This is a genomic window from Synechococcus sp. CS-1332 (assembly GCF_025127995.1).
In the GTDB taxonomy this organism is placed as follows: Bacteria; Cyanobacteriota; Cyanobacteriia; order PCC-6307; family Cyanobiaceae; genus Cyanobium.
On the sequence record NZ_JAHLYP010000056.1, the window covers coordinates 65,215 to 84,227 of the forward strand.

The 19,013-nt window shown below is 68.8% G+C and carries 16 protein-coding genes; 6 read left to right on the forward strand and 10 right to left on the reverse strand.

Annotated features, from left to right (window positions below; translation table 11 throughout):
• Nucleotides 1-38: 38 nt before the first annotated feature.
• The 3 genes from clpX to tig form a co-directional block, all read right to left on the reverse strand.
• Nucleotides 39-1,412: an ATP-dependent protease ATP-binding subunit ClpX gene (clpX, locus tag KQ305_RS15050; protein ID WP_259726208.1), complete on the reverse strand. Its 1,374-nt coding sequence runs from the start codon at nt 1,410-1,412 to the stop codon at nt 39-41.
• Nucleotides 1,413-1,543: 131 nt separating this feature from the next.
• A complete protein-coding gene (gene clpP, locus KQ305_RS15055; RefSeq protein WP_311134366.1) occupies nt 1,544-2,209 on the reverse strand; it encodes an ATP-dependent Clp endopeptidase proteolytic subunit ClpP in 666 nt (221 codons plus the stop codon).
• 118 nt (nt 2,210-2,327) lie between these two features.
• Nucleotides 2,328-3,794, reverse strand: a complete 1,467-nt coding sequence (tig, locus tag KQ305_RS15060; RefSeq protein WP_259726209.1) for a trigger factor — start codon at nt 3,792-3,794, stop codon at nt 2,328-2,330.
• A gap of 259 nt (nt 3,795-4,053) precedes the next feature.
• Between tig and KQ305_RS15065 the strand changes: the two genes are divergently transcribed.
• The 3 genes from KQ305_RS15065 to KQ305_RS15075 all read left to right on the forward strand — a co-directional run bounded on the left by KQ305_RS15065 (nt 4,054) and on the right by KQ305_RS15075 (nt 8,093).
• Nucleotides 4,054-5,082, forward strand: a complete 1,029-nt coding sequence (locus KQ305_RS15065) for an aspartate-semialdehyde dehydrogenase (protein WP_259726210.1) — start codon at nt 4,054-4,056, stop codon at nt 5,080-5,082.
• Nucleotides 5,079-6,008: a 4-hydroxy-tetrahydrodipicolinate synthase gene (gene dapA / locus KQ305_RS15070; RefSeq protein ID WP_399231806.1), complete on the forward strand. Its 930-nt coding sequence runs from the start codon at nt 5,079-5,081 to the stop codon at nt 6,006-6,008. Before KQ305_RS15065 ends, dapA begins: the two co-directional genes overlap by 4 nt.
• A 75-nt stretch (nt 6,009-6,083) precedes the next feature.
• The gene (locus KQ305_RS15075) at nt 6,084-8,093 is read left to right on the forward strand and encodes a ribonuclease J (protein ID WP_259726211.1); all 2,010 of its coding nucleotides are present in this window, start codon (nt 6,084-6,086) and stop codon (nt 8,091-8,093) included.
• A gap of 36 nt (nt 8,094-8,129) precedes the next feature.
• Here KQ305_RS15075 and KQ305_RS15080 read toward each other — a convergent pair whose 3' ends face one another.
• Together KQ305_RS15080 and tilS are read right to left on the reverse strand one after the other, a co-directional pair.
• A complete protein-coding gene (locus KQ305_RS15080; RefSeq protein WP_259726212.1) occupies nt 8,130-8,831 on the reverse strand; it encodes a hypothetical protein in 702 nt (233 codons plus the stop codon).
• On the reverse strand, nt 8,824-9,855 hold the full coding sequence (gene tilS / locus KQ305_RS15085; protein ID WP_259726214.1) for a tRNA lysidine(34) synthetase TilS: 1,032 nt from the start codon (nt 9,853-9,855) through the stop codon (nt 8,824-8,826). Before tilS ends, KQ305_RS15080 begins: the two co-directional genes overlap by 8 nt.
• 23 nt (nt 9,856-9,878) lie before the next feature.
• Between tilS and KQ305_RS15090 the strand changes: the two genes are divergently transcribed.
• Genes KQ305_RS15090 through uvrB form a run of 3 tightly spaced genes read left to right on the forward strand, consistent with a single transcriptional unit; the run spans nt 9,879 to nt 13,160 of the window.
• Nucleotides 9,879-10,649 carry a DUF561 domain-containing protein gene (locus tag KQ305_RS15090; protein ID WP_259726215.1) on the forward strand — a complete coding sequence of 257 codons (771 nt, stop codon included), beginning with the start codon at nt 9,879-9,881 and terminating at the stop codon, nt 10,647-10,649.
• Nucleotides 10,650-10,676: 27 nt separating this feature from the next.
• Nucleotides 10,677-11,099 (forward strand): phage holin family protein, encoded by a 423-nt coding sequence (locus tag KQ305_RS15095; protein ID WP_259726216.1) that lies wholly within the window; start codon nt 10,677-10,679, stop codon nt 11,097-11,099.
• Nucleotides 11,100-11,150: 51 nt separating this feature from the next.
• Nucleotides 11,151-13,160 carry an excinuclease ABC subunit UvrB gene (gene uvrB / locus KQ305_RS15100; RefSeq protein ID WP_259726217.1) on the forward strand — a complete coding sequence of 670 codons (2,010 nt, stop codon included), beginning with the start codon at nt 11,151-11,153 and terminating at the stop codon, nt 13,158-13,160.
• Here uvrB and mscL read toward each other — a convergent pair.
• Genes mscL through KQ305_RS15125 form a run of 5 tightly spaced genes read right to left on the reverse strand, consistent with a single transcriptional unit; the run spans nt 13,157 to nt 18,929 of the window.
• Entirely contained in the window at nt 13,157-13,549 is a 393-nt protein-coding gene (gene mscL, locus KQ305_RS15105; RefSeq protein WP_259726218.1) for a large conductance mechanosensitive channel protein MscL, read from the reverse strand. The two genes, uvrB and mscL, sit on opposite strands and share 4 nt — an antisense overlap.
• Nucleotides 13,519-15,384, reverse strand: coding sequence for an MBL fold metallo-hydrolase (locus KQ305_RS15110; RefSeq protein ID WP_259726219.1), 1,866 nt, complete (start codon nt 15,382-15,384; stop codon nt 13,519-13,521). Before KQ305_RS15110 ends, mscL begins: the two co-directional genes overlap by 31 nt.
• A 26-nt stretch (nt 15,385-15,410) precedes the next feature.
• The gene (locus tag KQ305_RS15115) at nt 15,411-17,246 is read right to left on the reverse strand and encodes an aspartate kinase (RefSeq protein WP_259726220.1); all 1,836 of its coding nucleotides are present in this window, start codon (nt 17,244-17,246) and stop codon (nt 15,411-15,413) included.
• A gap of 28 nt (nt 17,247-17,274) precedes the next feature.
• Nucleotides 17,275-18,273 carry a DNA polymerase III subunit delta gene (gene holA, locus KQ305_RS15120; RefSeq protein ID WP_259726221.1) on the reverse strand — a complete coding sequence of 333 codons (999 nt, stop codon included), beginning with the start codon at nt 18,271-18,273 and terminating at the stop codon, nt 17,275-17,277.
• Nucleotides 18,273-18,929, reverse strand: a complete 657-nt coding sequence (locus KQ305_RS15125) for a type II toxin-antitoxin system prevent-host-death family antitoxin (RefSeq protein WP_259726222.1) — start codon at nt 18,927-18,929, stop codon at nt 18,273-18,275. Before KQ305_RS15125 ends, holA begins: the two co-directional genes overlap by 1 nt.
• Nucleotides 18,930-19,013 lie beyond the last annotated feature (84 nt).

A 19,013-nucleotide genomic window follows, 5' to 3' on the forward strand; every position in this document is an offset into this window, starting at 1 on the left:
GGCCGCTCCGTGGCACCTCAGCAGGTGGCGCCCTCAGCTCAGGCCGTGGCCTGTTCGCCCCGGTGGCCATCGAGGTCGGCGGCCGCACTGATCGGCAGCACCTTGGCCTTGCTGCGTTGCTCCACCAGTTCCCGGGTGACGGTGAAGGTCTGCACGTCGCGGCGGGAGGGCAGGTCGTACATGACGTCGAGCATCAGTTCCTCAACGATGCCTCGCAGGGCCCTGGCGCCGGTCTTGCGGCGATGGGCCTCAGCGGCAATGGCCTCGACGGCACCCTGCTCGAACTCAAGTCGCACGTTGTCCATGCTGAGCAGGGTCTGGAACTGCTTCACCAGGGCGTCCCGCGGCTCGGTGAGAATGGCCTCGAGGGCGTTGGTGTCGAGGGGTTCGAGCACCGCGCTCACCGGCAGCCGGCCGATGAATTCGGGAATCAGGCCGTAGCGCACCAGATCCTCCGGTTCGAGGTGGCGCATCACTTCGCTGGCCTGCTTGTCCTTGCCGGACCGCACCCGGCTGCGGCCATCGGCGGGCAGGAAGCCGATCGCATTGCGGCCCATCCGCTTCTGGACCAGGTCGTCCAGACCCACGAAGGCGCCACCACAGATGAACAGCACCTGGCTGGTGTCGATCTGGATGCAGTCCTGGTAGGGGTGCTTGCGACCCCCCTGGGGGGGCACGTTGGCCACGGTGCCCTCCAGCATCTTGAGCAGGGCCTGCTGCACCCCCTCACCGGACACGTCGCGGGTGATCGAGGGGTTTTCGCTCTTGCGCGCGATCTTGTCGATCTCGTCGATGTAGATGATGCCGCGCTGGGCCTGTTCGACGTCCAGGTCGGCCTTCTGGAGCAGGCGCAGCAGGATGTTCTCCACGTCCTCGCCCACGTAGCCGGCTTCGGTGAGGGTGGTGGCATCGGCCACCGCGAAGGGCACGTCGAGCATCTCCGCCAGGGACTGGGCCAGGAGCGTCTTGCCGCAGCCGGTGGGCCCGATCAGCAGGATGTTCGACTTGTGCAGTCGGGTGGCGGTCTGGTCCGTCTCGCCCTTGCCGTCTCCCTGCCAGGCCAGCCGCTTGTAATGGTTGTAGACGGCCACCGCTAGCACCTTCTTGGCCTCCTCCTGGCCCACGACCTGCTGGTCGAGGAAGGTCTTGATCTCCTGGGGCCTGGGGATCGTGGCCAGGGTGGGGGCCGGCTTGGCTGATTTCTTCGCCGGGGATTTACGGCCGCCGTCGGCCACGGGACGGCCCTGGGGGCTATGGCCGTGATGCTCGACGAGTTCCTCATCGAGGATCTCGTTGCAGAGATCAATGCACTCGTCGCAGATGTAGACGCCAGGCCCGGCGATCAGTTTGCGCACCTGTTCCTGGGACTTGCCGCAGAAGGAGCACTTCAGATGGGCGTCGAACTTGGCCATCGGCGAGGGGGCGGCGGGAGCGGCGTTGGTCGCCCAGGGGCGGGGTTGGTGGAAGCCCTGTCCCCAGGATCGACCCCGGCTGTCGTTTTGTCAGTCGTTCCTGAGCTTCGGACCGGTGGTGGGGCGACGTCCTAGGGGACGGAAGGGACTGGAGCGTCATCGACCACCCGGTCGATGAGCCCATATTCAACCGCTTCCGCCGGGGAAAGGAAGTAGTCCCTGTCGGTATCTTCAGCGATCTTGTCCAGCGGCTGACCGGTGTGCTCGGCCATCAGTCCGTTGAGTGTGTCCTTGAGGAAAAGGATCTCGCGGGCCTGGATCTCGATGTCGACGGCCTGTCCCTGGGCGCCTCCGAGGGGCTGGTGGATCATGATCCGGGCATTCGGCAGGGCCATCCGTTTGCCGGGGGCCCCGCCCGTGAGCAGGAAGGCCCCCATGCTGGCGGCAAGGCCGTAACAGATGGTCACCACGTCCGGCGCCACCTGCTGCATGGTGTCGTAGATGGCCAGGCCGGAGGTCACCGAACCGCCCGGTGAGTTGATATAAATCTGAATGTCTTTCTCGGGATCCTCGGCCTCGAGGAACAGCAGCTGGGCCACCAGGGAATCGGCCACCTGGTCGTCGATGCCGGTGCCGAGAAAGATGATCCGCTCCCTCAGCAGCCGGGAATAAATGTCGAAGGCCCGGTCGCCGCGACCGGACTGCTCCACCACCGTGGGCAGGATCCCTGGAGCGGACGAGGGCCCATGGGCTCCCACGCCATTCCAGGGGAGCGGCCCCTGCCACAGGTTGTTCACGGGGTGGGGCCGTGTCCCCACCGGGCCGGCCAGGGCGGCAGGCAGCCAGTCGGGGATCAGGGGCTGGGGGGCGTCGATCACGCGGATTCGCTGGCGGACGGGGGGGAGTGGCCTCAATCTATGGCTGGGCAGCTTCCCCCTGAGCCTTGCTGCCCTCGGCACCGGCGGCTCCCTTCTTCGGCTTCGCCGCTTTCGGCGACGTCCCGGTGGCGGGCTGCTCCGCGTCGCCTGCGTCCGACGCCTCCTCGGCCGCTGGGACCTTGTCGGTGATCGTGCTGTTGGCCTCCAGCCATTCCAGCAACTTCTCCTTGAGCAGATCCTCGGCCACGGCCAGCCGCAACCGGTTCTGGTCGATGGCGGCGCTGTCGCTCAGGCCCTGGCGGATCTCGATGAGTTTGGCCTCCAGGTCAGCGGCAGCGACCTCGATCGTCTCGGCGGCGGCCAGCGCCTTGAGCGCCAGGGTGCGCCGCAGCCGCTGCTCGGCTTCTGGACGTGAGGTGTCCATCAGGCTGCGCACCAGATCGGGGGTGAACAGCTTTTTCACATCCATGCCCTGCTGGGAGATCTGGCCGGCGGTCTGCTCGATCAGGTTGCGCACCTCCTGCTGGATGAGGGTTTCGGGCAGTTCCACCTCCAGCTGCTCCACCAGCACCGTGAGCAGGGCTTCATGGCGGTTGGACCGATGGCGGCGCTCGGCGTCCTCCCGCAGGCGCTGCTCCAGGTCGGCGCGGAGCTCGGCCAGGGTCGGTTTGTCGCTGGCCTGCTGGGCGAAGGCATCGTCGAGGGCGGGGAGCTCCCGGGTCTTGAGTTCCAGCAGGGTGATCGCGAACAGGGCGTCGCGGCCCGCCGCCTGCTCCTGGGGATAGCTGTCGGGGAAGCGGCAGGTCACCTCGCGGCTGTCCCCGACGGCCATTCCGACGATGCCGGCCACGAAGCCGGGGATCATGCGGCCCTCTTCCAGCTCCACTTCCATCCCTTCGCTGCTGCCACCCTCGATGGCCTCGCCGCTGTCGACGAAGCTGCCGCTGAAGGCGATCTGGGCCACGTCACCGCCGGCAGCGGCCCGGTCCTCCACCGGCACCAGGGTGGCCAGCTGGCGACGCGACTGCTCGATCAGCTCGTCGACCCTGGCGGGGTCGAAGGGCACCGGTTCCGCCTCGGCCGTGAAGCCCTTCGTGCTGCGCAGGGTGGGGATGGGCTCCACGTCCATCTCCAAGGTGATGGTGAGCTCCTCGCCCGGGGTGAAGCGCTGCAGGACCAGTTCGAAAGCCTCGTTGAGTTCGGGGCGGCCGATGGCCTCGATGGCCTCCTGCTGCATCGCCTCCCGCACGACCGCGTCCACGAGGTCTTCAAGCGCTGTGGCGCGGATCCGCAGCGGTCCGATCTGCTGCAGCAGTACCGGCCGGGGCACCCGGCCCTTGCGGAAGCCGGGCAGCTTGACGCTGCGGCTCAGCTTCTCCAGAGCGGCGTCGTAGCTCTTCTGGCTGCGCCCTGCGGGCACGGCGACCTCCACGGCCAGGCGGCTTCCGGGACGCGGGGAGGTGGTCACCCGGAGGTTGGCTTCGGTGCTGGCGGCAGGGCTCATGAAACGGGTTCGCTCAGGGCAGCCCCCCATCCTAGAAACTGGCCGTTTCGGGCCTCCGCCACGTATTGTGCGATCGACGCAACGGCGCGCCCATATCCCCAACTGAACACTCCTTTCCGGCCAGAGGTCGGCAGTTTTGTTTCAGGGTTCCGTTTCCGCAGTCTCTTTTCCGACCCCCGCCCAGCCACCTGTTCCTTTCCCCCCGTTGACCGTCTCAGCGACCCTGTCTTCCCCTCCGCGCCACCTGCCCTCAAGGCCGTTGCGCATCGCCGTCCTCGGCGCCACCGGAGCCGTGGGCCAGGAGCTCCTGACCCTGTTGCAGGAACGTGGCTTTCCGGTCGCTGAACTGGTGCCGCTGGCCTCCTCCCGCTCCGCCGGACAGGACCTCGACTGGCAGGGCGAACGGATTCGGGTGCAGCCTGTCGGGCCGGGGGCCTTCGAGGGCGTCGATCTGGTGCTGGCCTCCGCCGGCGGCTCCGTCTCCAGGCAGTGGGCTCCAGTCGCCGTGGCTGCTGGTGCTGTGGTGATCGACAACTCCAGTGCCTTCCGGATGGATCCGGCCGTGCCCCTGGTGGTGCCTGAGGTGAATCCCCAGGCCGCCTTCGCCCATGCCGGGATCATCGCCAACCCCAACTGCACCACGATTCTTCTGACGCTGGCCCTGGCTCCCCTTGCGGCCCGGCGCCCGATTCGCCGCGTGGTGCTCAGCACGTACCAGTCGGCCAGCGGCGCCGGCGCCCGCGCCATGGAGGAGCTGCGCCAGCTGAGCCGCACCGTGCTGGATGGCGGCGAGCCGGTGAGCGAGGTGCTGCCCCATTCGCTGGCCTTCAACCTCTTCCTGCACAACTCGCCCCTGGAGCCCAGTGGCTACTGCGAGGAGGAGCTCAAGATGCTGCACGAAACCCGCAAGATCATGGGTCTGCCGCAGCTTCGCCTCACGGCCACCTGCGTGAGGGTGCCCGTCCTGCGGGCCCATTCCGAAGCCGTCAACATCGAATTTGAGGAGCCCTTTCCCGTGGAGGAGGCCCGCGCCCTGCTGGCGGCCGCCCCCGGGGTCGAGCTGATCGAGAACTTCGAAACCAACCGCTTCCCCATGCCCACCGACGTCACCGGCCGGGATGCGGTCGCCGTGGGCCGCATCCGCCAGGACCTCAGCGATCCCCGGGCCCTGGAGCTGTGGCTCTGCGGTGACCAGATCCGCAAAGGCGCGGCCCTGAACGCCATCCAGATCGCTGAACTGCTGCGCGAACCCGCCGCGGTGGCTATGGGCCCAGGAGGTGCCGCTTGAGCACGGCCACCCTGCTGGCGCCAAGCACGGCCCCTTCGCCCGAGGCCCCCTTCGGCCGGTTGCTCACCGCCATGGTGACCCCGTTCCGAGCGGATGGTGCCGTCGATCTCGACCTGGCGGCACGGCTGGCGGACCATCTGGTCAGCAACGGTTCCGATGGCCTGGTGCTGTGCGGCACCACCGGCGAATCGCCCACCCTCACATGGCAGGAGCAGCACGAGTTGTTCGCCGCTGTGAAGGGAGCGGTGGGGACGCGCGCCAGCCTGCTGGCGGGTAGCGGCAGCAACTGCACCGCCGAGGCCGTGGAAGCCACCGGTGAGGCGGCCGCCCTTGGAGCCGATGGCGCCCTGGTGGTGGTGCCGTACTACAACAAGCCGCCCCAGGAGGGCCTGGAAGCCCATTTCCGGGCCGTGGCCCAGGCGGCACCGGAACTGCCGCTGATGCTTTACAACATCCCTGGCCGCACCGGCTGCAGCCTGGCGCCGGATACCACCGCCCGCCTGCTGGATCAGGCCAATGTGGTGGGCTTCAAGGCCGCCAGCGGCACCACTGAGGAGGTCAGCCGGCTGCGGGAGCTCTGCGGCAATCGTCTGGCGATCTACAGCGGCGACGACGCCCTCACCCTGCCGATGCTGGCCGTGGGCGCGGTGGGAGTGGTGAGCGTGGCCAGCCATCTGGTCGGCCCCAGGATCCGGGCGATGCTCCTGGCCCACCTGAGCGGCGATGTCGCCGCAGCTCTCAACGAGCACCAGCAACTGCTGCCCCTGTGCCGGGCCCTGTTCTGCACCACCAATCCCATCCCCGTCAAAGCCGCCCTTGAGATCAGCGGCTGGCCGGTGGGTGCTCCCCGACTTCCCCTTCTTTCCGCCGATACCGACGTGCGACAACGACTTTCCTCGATCCTGGCCGCCCTGCGTCCCACCTGACGCCAAGGCTGATTTCCAGAGTCACATCTGCTTCCGCTTCCCGTTCCTTCCCACTGCCAACCCTTCTTTTCCTACATGTCCAGTCAGAACGTCAATCCCATCGTCCGCTCCGGTAACGGCGCCAAACCCAAGCACCAAGGCCTGCGCGTCATTCCGCTGGGCGGCCTGCACGAGATCGGCAAGAACACCTGCGTCTTCGAATACGGCGATGAGCTGATGCTCGTCGATGCCGGCCTCGCGTTTCCCAGCGACGGCATGCACGGCGTCAACGTGGTGATGCCCGACACCAGCTATCTGCGCGAGAACCAGAAGCGCATCCGCGGCATGGTGGTCACCCACGGCCACGAAGATCACATCGGCGGTATTCCTCACCACCTCAAGAACTTCAACATCCCCATCATCTACGGCCCCAGGCTGGCGATGTCGATGCTGCAGGGGAAGATGGAGGAGGCGGGGGTCACTGACCGCACCACGATCCAGACGGTCGGTCCGCGGGATGTGGTGCACGTCGGTCAGCACTTCAAGGTGGAGTTCATCCGCAACACCCACTCGATGGCGGACAGCTTCACGCTGGCCATCACCACGCCCGTCGGCGTGATCGTCTTCACCGGCGATTTCAAATTCGACCACACCCCTGTCGACGGCGAGACCTTCGACATCCAGCGACTGGCCCATTACGGCGAGCAGGGTGTGCTGTGTCTGTTCAGCGATTCCACCAACGCCGAGATCCCCGGTTTCACTCCGCCGGAGCGGTCCGTGTTCCCGAACCTGGATCGCCACATCAGCCAGGCGGAAGGCCGGGTGATCATCACCACCTTCGCCAGCTCGATTCATCGTGTTTCGATGATTCTCGAACTGGCGATGAAGAATGGCCGCAAGGTGGGTCTGCTGGGCCGCTCGATGCTCAACGTGATCGCCAAGGCACGGGAGCTCGGCTACATGCGTGCCCCCGATGATCTGTTCGTGCCGATCAAGCAGATTCGTGACCTGCCCGACCGGGAGACCCTGCTGCTGATGACCGGCAGCCAGGGCGAACCGCTGGCGGCCCTCAGCCGCATCTCCCGTGGTGAACATCCCCAGGTACAGGTGAAGTCCTCCGACACGATCATCTTCTCGGCCAGCCCGATCCCCGGCAACACCATCTCGGTGGTGAACACCATCGACCGGCTGATGATGATGGGGGCCAAGGTTGTCTATGGCAAGGGCGAGGGCATCCACGTCTCCGGGCACGGCTGCCAGGAGGACCACAAGCTGATGCTGGCGCTGGCCAAGCCGAAATTCTTCGTGCCCGTACACGGCGAGCACCGCATGCTCGTCTGCCATTCCAAGACGGCACAGTCGATGGGTGTGCCGGCCGATCACATTCTGATCATCGACAACGGTGACGTGGTGGAACTCACCCCCGACACCATCAACAAGGGCGAGCCGGTCAAGGCCGGCATCGAACTGCTGGATGCCTCGCGCAATGGCATCGTCGATGCACGGGTGCTCAAGGAACGCCAGCAGCTGGCCGAGGACGGTGTGATCACCCTGCTGGCGGTGATCACCACCGACGGCGTGATGGCGGCACCGCCGCGGGTGAATCTGCGCGGCGTGGTCACCGCCGCCGATGCCCGCAAGCTCTCGGTCTGGGCGGAACGGGAGATCACCTGGGTGCTGGAGAACCGCTGGAACCAGCTCGCCCGCAACACCGGTGGCAAGGCCCCGGACGTCGACTGGGTGGGTGTGCAGCGGGAGGTGGAGCTGGGCCTGCAGCGCCGCCTGCGCCGCGAGCTGCAGGTGGATCCGCTGATCATCTGCCTGGTGCAGCCCGCTCCGGCCGGCACCCCGGCCTACAAGGGCCGGGCCGATGCCGAGCCCGACACCCGTCCGGCGCCCCGTGGCGGACGCAGGGACGGGGGTGCCCGCCAGGCGGCCGCCGCCGTACCCCAGCGCCAGCTGGTGACGGCCGCCGCCGCTGCGGCTCCGGCGGCCACCATCGCGGCGCCGGCTCCGGCACCTGAACCGGCTGTCTCCAAGGCCCCCGCAGAGGAGCCGGAACCCAGCGGTCGTGTTCGCCGCCGTCGCTCCGCAGCCGCGGGCTGATCGATCAAGCCACTCGGCTGGGGTTCTCCTTGAGCCTCAGCCGATCCGGACCAGCATCAGGCCGCTGACCAGGTCCTCGTCCGCCTTGTCCGATGTTGCCGTGGCTGAGGCCGGCTCCTTCCAGGCAAGCTCCACGTCCTCGGCCAGGGAAGGGTTGGCTTGGTGCAGCTCGATCAGCTCCGGCTCTTCGACCACCTCCGGGATCAGCGATGGCTCGCTCCATGGGGCGGCTGCCGTTGAAGCCGCCGCTTCCTCCAGGGGCGCCGTTTCGATATCCATGGTGGGCGCCGTTGCTGTATCGGCGGCTGTTGCGGCCGTGAGCCAGGGGGCCGCCGGCCCTGAAACGTCAGCGGTGGGGGCGACGACCGTCGTCACGGCCTCTTCTGGGGCCTCAGTCGGGGCCTCGGTCGGGGCCGTCTCGGCGGCAGGTTCTTCGATTGCGCACTGGTTGATTCCCTGTGTGGCGATCTTGGTGAGGGCGGCTTCGCCGCTCTTCTCCGCCACAGTCCCGTAGTAGGCGGCGGCGGCGACCTTGTTGCCATAGCCGTAGAGCTGGGTATGGCCCAGCAGCAGCTGCAAACGCATCTGCAGTCCCAACAGCTGGGGGTTGTCCGACTGCCGCAGCTGCAGCAGCAGTCCCTCCCCCTCCTGCAGCACCGTGGCCCAGTTCTCCTTTGAGTAGGCCTGCTCGATCACCGCGTAGCGCTGGGCGGCTTCGTTGGCGGTCGTCTCAGCCATGGAGCGCGTCAGATGTTCGGACCCACAGTGTGCTGCGATCCCAGTGCAGTTGCCATCCTCTGGCCAGATCCAGTCGGCCCGGATCCCCCCCCCGGGCCAGCCGGCTCACCAGAGCGTCGAGGCTTCTGGCGTCCGGGGCGCTTCCCAGCTGTCGGTGCAGCCAGTGCTGCAGCAGCCGGCGCTGGCTTGCTGGGGCGAGGCTGACCAGCCGTCGGCGTTGCAGTTGCTCAGGCGCGTCTTCCGCCTCCAGGGCCCCCAGGGCCAGGCCCAGCAGTTCCGCTTCCACCTCGAGCTGTTGCTCCAGCCGCTCCGCCTGGGCACTGATCCGCCGGCTGGCTCCAGGATGGAGGGCTTCGAGCACCGGCATCACGTCGGCGCGCAGCCGGTTGCGGGCGAAGCGCAGATCCGCGTTGCTGCTGTCCTCCCAGACGGGCAGATGTCGTTCCTGGCAGAGACGGCCGGTGTCGGCGCGGTCGAAGACCAGCAGGGGGCGTGCCAGCCGCAGGGGGCCGGCCTCCGGGCCGAGGGGGCGGCTGGCCCCCAGGCTGGCGAGGCCCCGCAGGTGGCTGCCGCGGGCCAGGTTGAGCAGCACCGTTTCGGCCCGGTCGCTGGCGGTGTGACCCGTGACCAGATGGGTGCAGCCCAGGCGGTGCGCCACCTCGGCCAGGCAGCCGTAGCGCCAGTCCCGGGCCTTGGCTTCGCTGGCTGGGACTGGATCGGCCCGATCGAACTGCAGGTCCAGTCCCTGACTCCGGGCCCACTGGAGCAGTTCGCCGGACTGGTGGGCGGCGTCGGGGCGCCAGCCGTGGTCCCCGTGCCAAAGCTGCAGTTGCCAGCCATGCAGGGGTTGCAGGTCGAGCAGGAGGGTGGTCAGGGCCATGGAATCCTGCCCGCCGGAGACGGCCAGCAGCAGCGAGCCCTCCGCCGGCAACAGGGAGGGGCGCCGCAGCAGATGGCGGTGCAGCCGCGCCTGGTCCCTCCCCCAGGGCCGCCGCAGGTGGCTTGGGTCAGGTGGGAGAATCACGTCACGCTTCCGTCCGCTCGCCGATGTCCCGCCTCTCCAGCTTGCCCACCGCCCTGCAGCAGGCGATCCGCCAGGGGCGCACGCTGAAGGTCATCGCCGGACTGGACAACTTTGATGCGGCGCGCGTGCAGCAGGTGGTCAGGGCCGCCGCTGCCGGTGGGGCCGACGTGGTGGATCTGGCCTGTGACCCGGCCCTGGTTCGCCTTGCCCACAAGCTGGCGCCCCAGCTGCCGATCTGCGTCTCGGCGGTGGATCCTGCCCTGTTCCCCCCCGCTGTGGACGCCGGCGCGGCGATGGTGGAGATCGGCAACTACGACAGCTTCTATCCCCAGGGGCGTGTCTTCGGTGCTGAGGAGGTGCTGGCGCTCACCCGCCGCACCCGTGAGCTGCTCCCCGAAACGGTGCTCTCGGTCACTGTGCCCCACACCCTTCCCCTTGATGCGCAGGAGCGGCTGGCGGTGGAGCTGGTGGCTGCTGGCGCTGATCTGATCCAGACCGAGGGCGGAACCAGCGCCCGTCCCCTCAGTGCCGGTGCCCTGGGCCTGATCGAAAAGGCCGCCCCGACCCTGGCGGCCGCCCATGCCATCAGCCGGGCGGTGGCCGTGCCGGTGCTGTGCGCCTCTGGCCTTTCGGCTGTCACGGTGCCGATGGCCCTGGCCGCCGGTGCCGCCGGTGTCGGGGTCGGCTCCGCCGTCAATCGCCTCGATGACGAACTCGCCATGGTGGCCGTGGTGCGTGCCCTGCGGGAAGCGATGCCGATGGCGGCGGTGGTTCATGGCGAACGGCCTCAGTAAGCTGATCGGGTCGCTGCTTCGCCTCCCATGGGCTCGCTTGCCTGGCTTCTGCAATGGCCGATCCGGGCCCTCATTCTGCTCCTGGTGGCGCGCTTGCCCCTGGGGGTGGAGATGGCCAGCTTCCCTGTCGCCCTGCTGTCGTCCGTCGTCATCGGTCTGCTGGGCACGCTGCTGATCTGGCCGCTGAAGCTGATCCTCGGGCCGATCTGGGCTGTCACCTCCCTGGGGGGCATCATCAGCCCGGTGTCGTTCCTGTTCAACTGGCTGATCACGATCATCCTGTTCGGCCTGGCCGCCTGGCTGATCCAGGGTTTCCGGCTCAAGAACGGTCTGGTCAGCGCCATCCTCGGGGCCTTGGCCTACAGCGTTCTGAGCACCGTCGTGCTGCGCTGGCTCGGCCTGGAGATTCCCTTCACCCGGGCGATGGCGGCCACCACCGGCCTGGGCTGATCGGTTTTCCCCGCCGAGCCGTTCCCTGGCGGTGAACGCCAGAATGGCCCGATGCCATTTCAGCTGCACGCCCCCTACGTCCCCAAGGGTGACCAACCCACCGCCATCGAAGCGATGGTCAAGGGCGTGGATGGCGGGGAACGCTTTCAGACGCTGCTGGGAGCCACCGGCACCGGTAAGACCTTCTCGATCGCCAATGTGATCGCCCGCACGGGACGTCCGACCCTGGTGCTGGCCCACAACAAGACGCTGGCGGCCCAGCTCTGCAACGAGCTGAGGGAATTCTTCCCGAACAATGCCGTCGAATACTTCATCTCCTATTACGACTACTACCAGCCCGAGGCCTACGTTGCGGTCTCGGACACCTACATCGCCAAGACCGCCTCGATCAACGAGGAGATCGACATGCTGCGGCACTCGGCCACCCGTTCGCTGTTCGAGCGGCGGGATGTGATCGTGGTGGCCTCGATCAGCTGCATCTACGGCCTGGGCATCCCTTCGGAATACCTCAAGGCCGCCGTCAAGTTCGAGGTGGGCGACAAGCTCGATCTGCGCGGTTCACTCCGGGATCTGGTCAACAACCAGTACTCCCGCAACGACATCGAGATCAGCCGCGGTCGCTTCCGGGTGCGGGGCGATGTGCTCGAGATCGGACCCGCCTACGAAGACCGGCTGGTGAGGATCGAGCTGTTCGGTGATGAGGTGGAAGCGATCCGCTATGTGGATCCCACCACCGGCGAAATCCTCCAGAGTCTGGAGACGATCAACATCTACCCGGCCAAGCACTTCGTGACCCCCAAGGAGCGGCTGCAGGGGGCGATTCAGGCGATCCGTGCTGAGCTGCGCGAACGCCTGGACGTGCTCAATGGCCAGGGTCGGCTGCTGGAGGCCCAGCGCCTGGAGCAGCGCACCACCTACGACCTGGAGATGCTCGAGCAGGTGGGCTACTGCAACGGGGTCGAGAACTACGCCCGGCACCTGGCGGGCCGGGAGGCCGGAACGCCGCCCGAATGCCTGATCGATTACTTCCCCGACGACTGGCTGCTGGTGGTGGATGAAAGCCACGTGACCTGCTCCCAGCTGCAGGCCATGTACAACGGCGACCAGAGTCGCAAGCAGGTGCTGATCGAGCACGGCTTCCGCCTGCCCAGCGCCGCCGATAACCGACCCCTCAAGGGGGACGAGTTCTGGGCCAAGGCGCGGCAGACCATCTTCGTCTCGGCAACCCCCGGAGCCTGGGAGCTGGCCCAGAGCCATGGCCAAGTGGTGCAGCAGGTGATCCGCCCCACCGGCGTTCTCGATCCGATCGTGGAGGTGCGCCCCTCCGAGGGCCAGATCGATGATCTGCTCGGTGAGATCCGCGTGCGGGCCGATCGCCAGGAGCGGGTGCTGGTCACCACCCTCACCAAGCGCATGGCGGAGGACCTCACCGACTACCTGGCCGAGAACGGGGTGCGGGTGCGCTATCTGCACTCGGAGATCCATTCGATTGAACGGATCGAGATCATTCAGGATCTGCGCAACGGCGCCTATGACGTGCTCGTGGGGGTCAACCTGCTGCGGGAGGGCCTCGACCTGCCCGAGGTGTCCCTGGTGGCGATTCTTGACGCTGACAAGGAAGGCTTCCTGCGGGCAGAACGCTCCCTGATCCAGACCATCGGCCGGGCGGCACGCCACATCGATGGGATGGCGCTTCTTTACGCCGACAACCTCACCGATTCGATGGCCAAGGCGATTTCCGAGACGGAGCGGCGGCGAGTCATCCAGCACGCCTACAACGAGCGCCATGGCATCACCCCCACCCCGGCCGGCAAGCGGGCAGGCAACTCGATTCTCACCTTCCTCGAGCTCTCACGCCGGCTCACCGACGATCAGCTCGAGGTGGCAGCCGACCAGGCCGAGCACAACGAGGTTTCCCTCGATGCCCTGCCCGAGCTGATCAGGCAGCTGGAGGAGAAGATGAAGGCGGCGGCGAAGGGTCTGGAATTCGAAGAGGCCGCCAACCTGCGCGATCGCATCAAGCACCTGCGCCAGAAGCTGGTGGGCCGGCCCGCCGCCTAGAGCGCGCGGCGATCGAGAGCTTCGGCCAGGCGGTTGGCGGCGGCGGCCAGTTCGGCCTGGGGGTCGGGCCCGGCATCGATGGTTTTGGCCTCTTCCTGGCGCCGCATCCCTTCGATCGCCCGCACAATCAGGAACACCACGAAGGCGATCACCAGGAAGTTGATCAGGGCCACGATCACCGTGCCGGCGGGCCAGGCGCTGATCGAATCCACCCGCGCCGCCTTCAGGGCCGGCTCCAGCGCGTTGGTCATCACCAGGCTGACGATGGCATCGACCACCTTGGCGAAGGCCGAGCCGATCACCACGGCCACCGCCAGATCGACCACGTTGCCCTTGTTGATGAAATCCTTGAAGTCGCTCAGGAAGGAGGCGGTGCCGCGCCGGGCCATGAAGATCGTTCGTGAAGGCTGCACTTTCTTACTTCATGGCGAGGGGGCCATGGCGTCGGGGAGATCTCCAGCAGCACCAGGTCGCGCAGGTCGTGGAGCAGGTCCAGCTCGGTGCTGCTGAGCTGGCGCGGCCGGGTGTCGATCAGACACAGGGTGCCCAGGCAGGTTCCATCGTCGAGGATCAGGGGCGAGCCCGCGTAGAAGCGGATCCGTGGCTCACCCAGCACCAGTGGGTTGTCCGCGAAGCGGTCGTCGAGCCAGGTGTCCGCCACCAGCAGATCCGACTTCTGCTCAACCGCATGGGCGCAGAAGGCCAGATCACGGGAGGTCTGGCATGTGGCCAGGCCGTGGCACGACTTGAACCACTGCCGCTCCGCATCGATCAGGCTGATCAGGGCGATGGGCACGTCGAAGGCGGCGGCGGCGATCCGGGTCAGGCGGTCGAAGCGTTCCTCCCGCTCCGTGTCCAGCAGGCCGAGCTCGTCGAGGCGTCGCAGGCGCCGCTGCTCGTCACCCGGCGGCTGGGCCCGCTGCCAGCGGCAGGGGCTGCCGAGGCTCCAGGCCCGGAGCCTGGCGCGCAGGAAGCTCTCTGACATGGGCTGCACCAGCCACTCGCTGACCAGGGGGTCGTCCCGCCGGGTCAGGCTCTCCTCGGCGGCCAGCATCAGGACGGGGGTGTCGGCCACCCCCCTGCCCAGGAACTCCCGCAGGCGGTGGGACAGGCCAGGGCCTTCTGCTCCGGGCGCCGGCTCGAGCAGCAGCACCGAGGCCTCCTGCTGCTCGAGAGCCTGTATCAGATCTGATTCACCGCTGGCCGCCCGGCAGGGCAAGCCTTCCAGGCGCAGGGCCGTGGTGAGGGCCGCCTCCAGATCCCTGTCCGCCACCCAGACCAGGGCCGGCGGGCCGCTGGGAGTCTCCGCCGGGACCATGCCGGCGGCGCCAGCCTTCGGTTTCCCCTGCGCCGGGGCGGGGGAGGTGCGCAGCACCAGCCCCTCCGAGGCCGCCATCACTTCCAGGGGGGAGCCCCGGTCGGCCAGATCGGCGTGCACCCGGGCCAGGATCAGGTCGATGGCCGCATCGTTGCGCAGGGGATCGTGGTGGGTGAGCACCAGCCGGGCCACTCCCGCCTCCTCGCAGAGGCGCACGGCATATTCCACCGAGCTGTGGCCCCAGCCGAGCTTGGCCGGGAACTCCAGGGCCGTGTACTGGGCGTCGTGGATCACCAGGTCGGCCCCCTCGATGAACTCCGCGTAGTGCAGGTCCTGGCCGGACAGCGGGCCGAGGCCGCTGGCGAGCTCGGCCGTATGGGGTTCGTGGTCGCAGCAGTAGACGACGGTGGCCCCATCGGCCTGGAGCCGATAGGCCAGGGTGAGGGCAGGATGGTTGAGGAGGTGGGTCGTCACCGCCACGTCCCCGAGGCGGAAGGTGCCGACGCCCAGATCGTGGTAGCGGATCGTGGCCGCGAACTGGTCGAGGGTGACCGGGAAGTAGGCGTGCTGCATCTGGCCGGAGAGCACGCTGCGCAGGCTGCCCGAGAGGCCGCTGGGTCCGTAGACGTCCCAGGCGTGACCAGGGGCGAAGAAGGGGGCGAAGAAGGGAAAACCCTGGATGTGGTCCCAGTGGGTGTGGCTGATCAGCAGGGACCCCTCCATGCCGTCGGGGCGCTCCTGCATGAGGGCCTGCCCGAGGCCATGGGCGCCGGTGCCGCAGTCGATCACCAGCAGGGTGCCGGCGCCCGAGCGGATCTCTACACAGGAGGTGTTGCCTCCGAAGCGGAAGGTTTCGGGACCGGGTTTGGCGATCGAACCGCGGGTTCCCCAGAACCGAACCAACATGCCGACACCCTGAAGCCGGCCCAACCCTAGGAAGGGCAGGCTGTTCCGGCTGTTGGTGCTTCCGTTCCCTCGGCGGCGTGGTGGGTCGTGCCGCCGAGGCTGAAGGCCTGGTGCACCGCCTGCAGGGCCCGCACCCCATCGGCCTCCGCCACCACGCAACTGGTGCGGATCTCGCTGGTGGCGATCAGGGAGATGTTGATGCCGGCATCGGCCAGGGATCGGAACATCCGCGCCGCCGTGCCTGCGGTGCAGGCCATTCCGGCGCCAACGGCGCTGACCCTGGCGATGGCTGGGCCCTCCTCGAAGCAGGCGCCGTCCCACTGCCGCAGGACCGGGACCAGGGCCCGTTCGGCCCCCGGCCGGTCGTCGCGCCGCAGGATGAAACTCATGTCCCGGCGCCGGTCCTCGGGGCCGCCGTGGGTACGCTCCGACTGCACGATCGCGTCGAGGCTGATGCCGGCGTCGGCCAGGGCCCGGCAGATGGCTGCAGCGGCTCCCGGGCGATCGGGCACCTGGCGCACCGACACCTGCACCTGGTCGCGGTCGAGGGCCACCCCCCGCACCGCCGGAGCGCCCAGGTGGCAGGGGGGCGGATCGTGGCGCAGCTGCTGGTCGGCGAGTTCGAAAGCCTCCCCGGCTGCCCGCAGGGCCCGGGACCCCAGCTGGCCATCCACCACACAGCTCACCTTCACCTCGCTGGTGGCGATCAGGCGCAGGTTGATGCCGAGGCGGGCCATGGTGTCGAACAGGCGGGCCGCCACGCCGGGGCGGCCCAGGATGCCGGCGCCGGCGATGCTCAGCTTGGCCATGCCCGCTTCGGCCGTGAGCTGGGCCCCATCGGCCCCCATGGCGGCCAGCACCTCCTGGCAGACCCGCCGGGCCGATTCCATTTCCGACGCCGCCAGGGTGAAGGCGATGTCGTTGCTGGCCCCCTCGTGGATCGCCTGCACGATCAGGTCCACGTTCAGCCCGGCGGTGCCGAGGGCCTCGAACAGGGTGGCGGCCACGCCCGGTCTGTCGGGGACGTGGGACAGGGCCAGCACCGCCTGGTCGGCCTCCAGTTCGGCGCCGTCCACGGGCCGGCCCAGCTCCAGCCCCTCACTGCCGATCGGCCGGGCCGGGCCACTGGTGAGACGGGTGCCGGGGGCCTGGCTCCAGCTGGAGCGCACCGTCAGGGGCACCCCGTAGTTGCGGGCGATCTCCACGGCCCGGGGGTGGAGCACCGCGGCCCCGAGGCTGGCCAGCTCCAGCATCTCGTCGCAGCTGACGCTCGCCATCAGCTGGGCATCGCTCACCTTGCGGGGATCGGTGGTCAGCACCCCGGGCACGTCGGTGTAGATCTCGCAGCCGTCGGCGCCGAGGGCGGCCGCCAGCGCCACCGCCGAGGTGTCGGAGCCGCCCCGCCCCAGGGTGGTGATCTCCGGGGTGCCGGCATGGCCACTGCTGGTGCCCTGGAATCCGGCCACCACCACCACGTGGCCATCCGCCAGCAGACGGCGCAGCCGTTCGGTCCGCACCTCCAGGATCCGGGCCCGGCCATGGGCCGATTCGGTGATGATCCCCGCCTGGGTACCGGTCATCGAGACGGCGGGGACACCTTCGGCATGCAGGGCCATCGCCAGCAGGGCGATCGACACCTGCTCGCCCGTGGCCAGCAGCATGTCCATCTCCCGCCGCGGCGGGTCGCTGCAGAGGCTGGCGGCCATGCCCGTGAGCTGGTCGGTGGTGTGCCCCATGGCCGACACCACGATCACCAGTTCGTGGCCCTCCTCGCGGCTGGCGGCGATGCGGCGGGCCACCGCCCGGATCCGCTCGGTGTCGGCCACCGACGTCCCCCCGAACTTCTGTATCAGCAGGCCCATGGGCTCGTCGCCGGCGCGTCGGGCTCGATTATCGACGTGGGGCGTTGCCGGGCTGTGCCAGGGCGGCCAGCAGGAAGCCGTCCCGGAAGGCGTCGCCGGGGTCGGCCCCGCGCTTGAGGGCGGCCTCGACGTCGAGCAGGCGGCGCAACAGGGCCAGCAACTGCTCGGGGCTGCGGCCGCGGATCTGTTTGCGCATGACGTAGATCCGCTTGGGATTGCCGATCCCCGCCGCCTTGGCGATCACGGCCACGTCCTGCTCGCCGCTGCGCTCCAGCAGGCACACCCACAGCCAGCCCCGGATCTGACTGGCCAGGGCCGCCACGATACGCAGGGCGGGTTCGTTGGCCTCCAGCAGCGCTTCTGCCAGGGCGATCGCCTCGGCGGGGTGCTGGGCCAGCAGGGCATCCCCCACGGCCAGGCTGCTGGTGACCTGACCGTCGATCAAGGCAGCCACCGCCTCGGCCGTGATTGGGCCCGCGGCGCTGCCGGCGTGGAGGGCCAGCTTCTCCAGCTCGCTGGCGAGCCGCAGGCCGTCGCTGCCAATCGCTTCGGCCAGGGCTTCGGCCGCCCCCGGGGCCAGGGCCAGGCCCCGGTCCCGGGCGGCGCTCTCCACCCGCTCGATCTGGCCGGCCCCGTCCCAGATGGGGGGCAGGGGGAAGGACCGCTCCTCCGCCACGGCCCGCAGTCGCTTGGTGGTGCGCAGCCGGGCGTCGGGCTTGCCCTCGCTCACCAGGAACAGGTGGCCATCGGCGGGGATCAGCTCGAGGGCGGCCTCCAGCTGGGCGGCCAGCTCCGCCGGACAGGCCTGGCAGAAGGGACTGCGCTGCACCACCACCACCCGGGCCCCGGCGCCGAAGGGGGCCGTGCGGGCCTCCTCCAGGGCTTGGGCCGCCTGGCCGGGATCGCCGCCATCGAGGCGGCTCAGATTGATCGTGGCCCAGGCCGGATCCACCAGGGCTTCGATCTGGGCCGCCAGGGCCCGCTGGCGGGCGGCTTCATCGTCGCCCCAGTAGAGGTGAATCGGCATCAGGGCAGGGGTGGCGCAGGCAGGGGCAGGGCGGCGAGCAGGCGGAGGTCCCGGCTGATCATCGCCGTGGCGCCCCCCTGCAGGGCCGAGGCCAGCTCCAGAGCCACCTCGGGCGCCATCGCGCGCTGTAGGCGCGCCGCCGCCAGGGCGACCTGGGGCGTGAGACTCACCAGGGTCCAGGCCGCCGGGTCGCTGAACACCGCTTCGTAGCGGGCCGCAAGCGCTTCGTCCCCCAGGCGCAGGGGGCCTTCCATGAGCGTCATCAAGGTGGCCATGCTGAGCACGCCCCGCCAGCGGCCGGCCGCGATCGAGGCGATCAGGGGCTCCGAGTGGCGGCTGGAGGCGTCGCCGCGCAGATAAGGGATCAGCACCGTGGCGTCGACGGCCACAGCCGAGCCGAGGGTCAGGTTGGCGGCGCTGTCCAGGGGCTGGATCGGCGAAGGTTGGCTCGGCGGGAGCGGGTCCGTCCAGCAGGCGCGGCCGCTGCCCTTGAGGGCGATCAGGGCCTGTCGCTGGGGACGGTGGCGCCGCCAGAGCGGCACCAGGGCCGCCACCGGGTGGCCGTGGCGCGAGATCAGGGTCTCCTCGCCCCCATGGGCCCGATCGAGCAGCTCGGGGAAGCGCTTCCTGGCCTCGAGGACGCCGAGGGTGTCCATGGTGTTTGCGGCCGAAATCAAGTTCTGTACACAATGTACAGGCCTCAAATGGGCCTGTAAGGACACCACCTCTTGCCAGGGTGC

Coding starts and splice junctions, on each gene's coding strand:
- clpX (WP_259726208.1), bottom strand. CDS start 1,412: ATGGCCAAGTTCGACGCCCATCTGAAGTGCTCCTTCTGCGGCAAGTCC.
- tig (WP_259726209.1), bottom strand. CDS start 3,794: ATGAGCCCTGCCGCCAGCACCGAAGCCAACCTCCGGGTGACCACCTCC.
- KQ305_RS15075 (WP_259726211.1), top strand. CDS start 6,084: ATGTCCAGTCAGAACGTCAATCCCATCGTCCGCTCCGGTAACGGCGCC.
- KQ305_RS15080 (WP_259726212.1), bottom strand. CDS start 8,831: ATGGCTGAGACGACCGCCAACGAAGCCGCCCAGCGCTACGCGGTGATC.
- KQ305_RS15090 (WP_259726215.1), top strand. CDS start 9,879: ATGTCCCGCCTCTCCAGCTTGCCCACCGCCCTGCAGCAGGCGATCCGC.
- KQ305_RS15095 (WP_259726216.1), top strand. CDS start 10,677: ATGGGCTCGCTTGCCTGGCTTCTGCAATGGCCGATCCGGGCCCTCATT.
- uvrB (WP_259726217.1), top strand. CDS start 11,151: ATGCCATTTCAGCTGCACGCCCCCTACGTCCCCAAGGGTGACCAACCC.
- mscL (WP_259726218.1), bottom strand. CDS start 13,549: ATGGCCCGGCGCGGCACCGCCTCCTTCCTGAGCGACTTCAAGGATTTC.
- KQ305_RS15110 (WP_259726219.1), bottom strand. CDS start 15,384: ATGTTGGTTCGGTTCTGGGGAACCCGCGGTTCGATCGCCAAACCCGGT.
- KQ305_RS15115 (WP_259726220.1), bottom strand. CDS start 17,246: ATGGGCCTGCTGATACAGAAGTTCGGGGGGACGTCGGTGGCCGACACC.
- holA (WP_259726221.1), bottom strand. CDS start 18,273: ATGCCGATTCACCTCTACTGGGGCGACGATGAAGCCGCCCGCCAGCGG.
- KQ305_RS15125 (WP_259726222.1), bottom strand. CDS start 18,929: ATGGACACCCTCGGCGTCCTCGAGGCCAGGAAGCGCTTCCCCGAGCTG.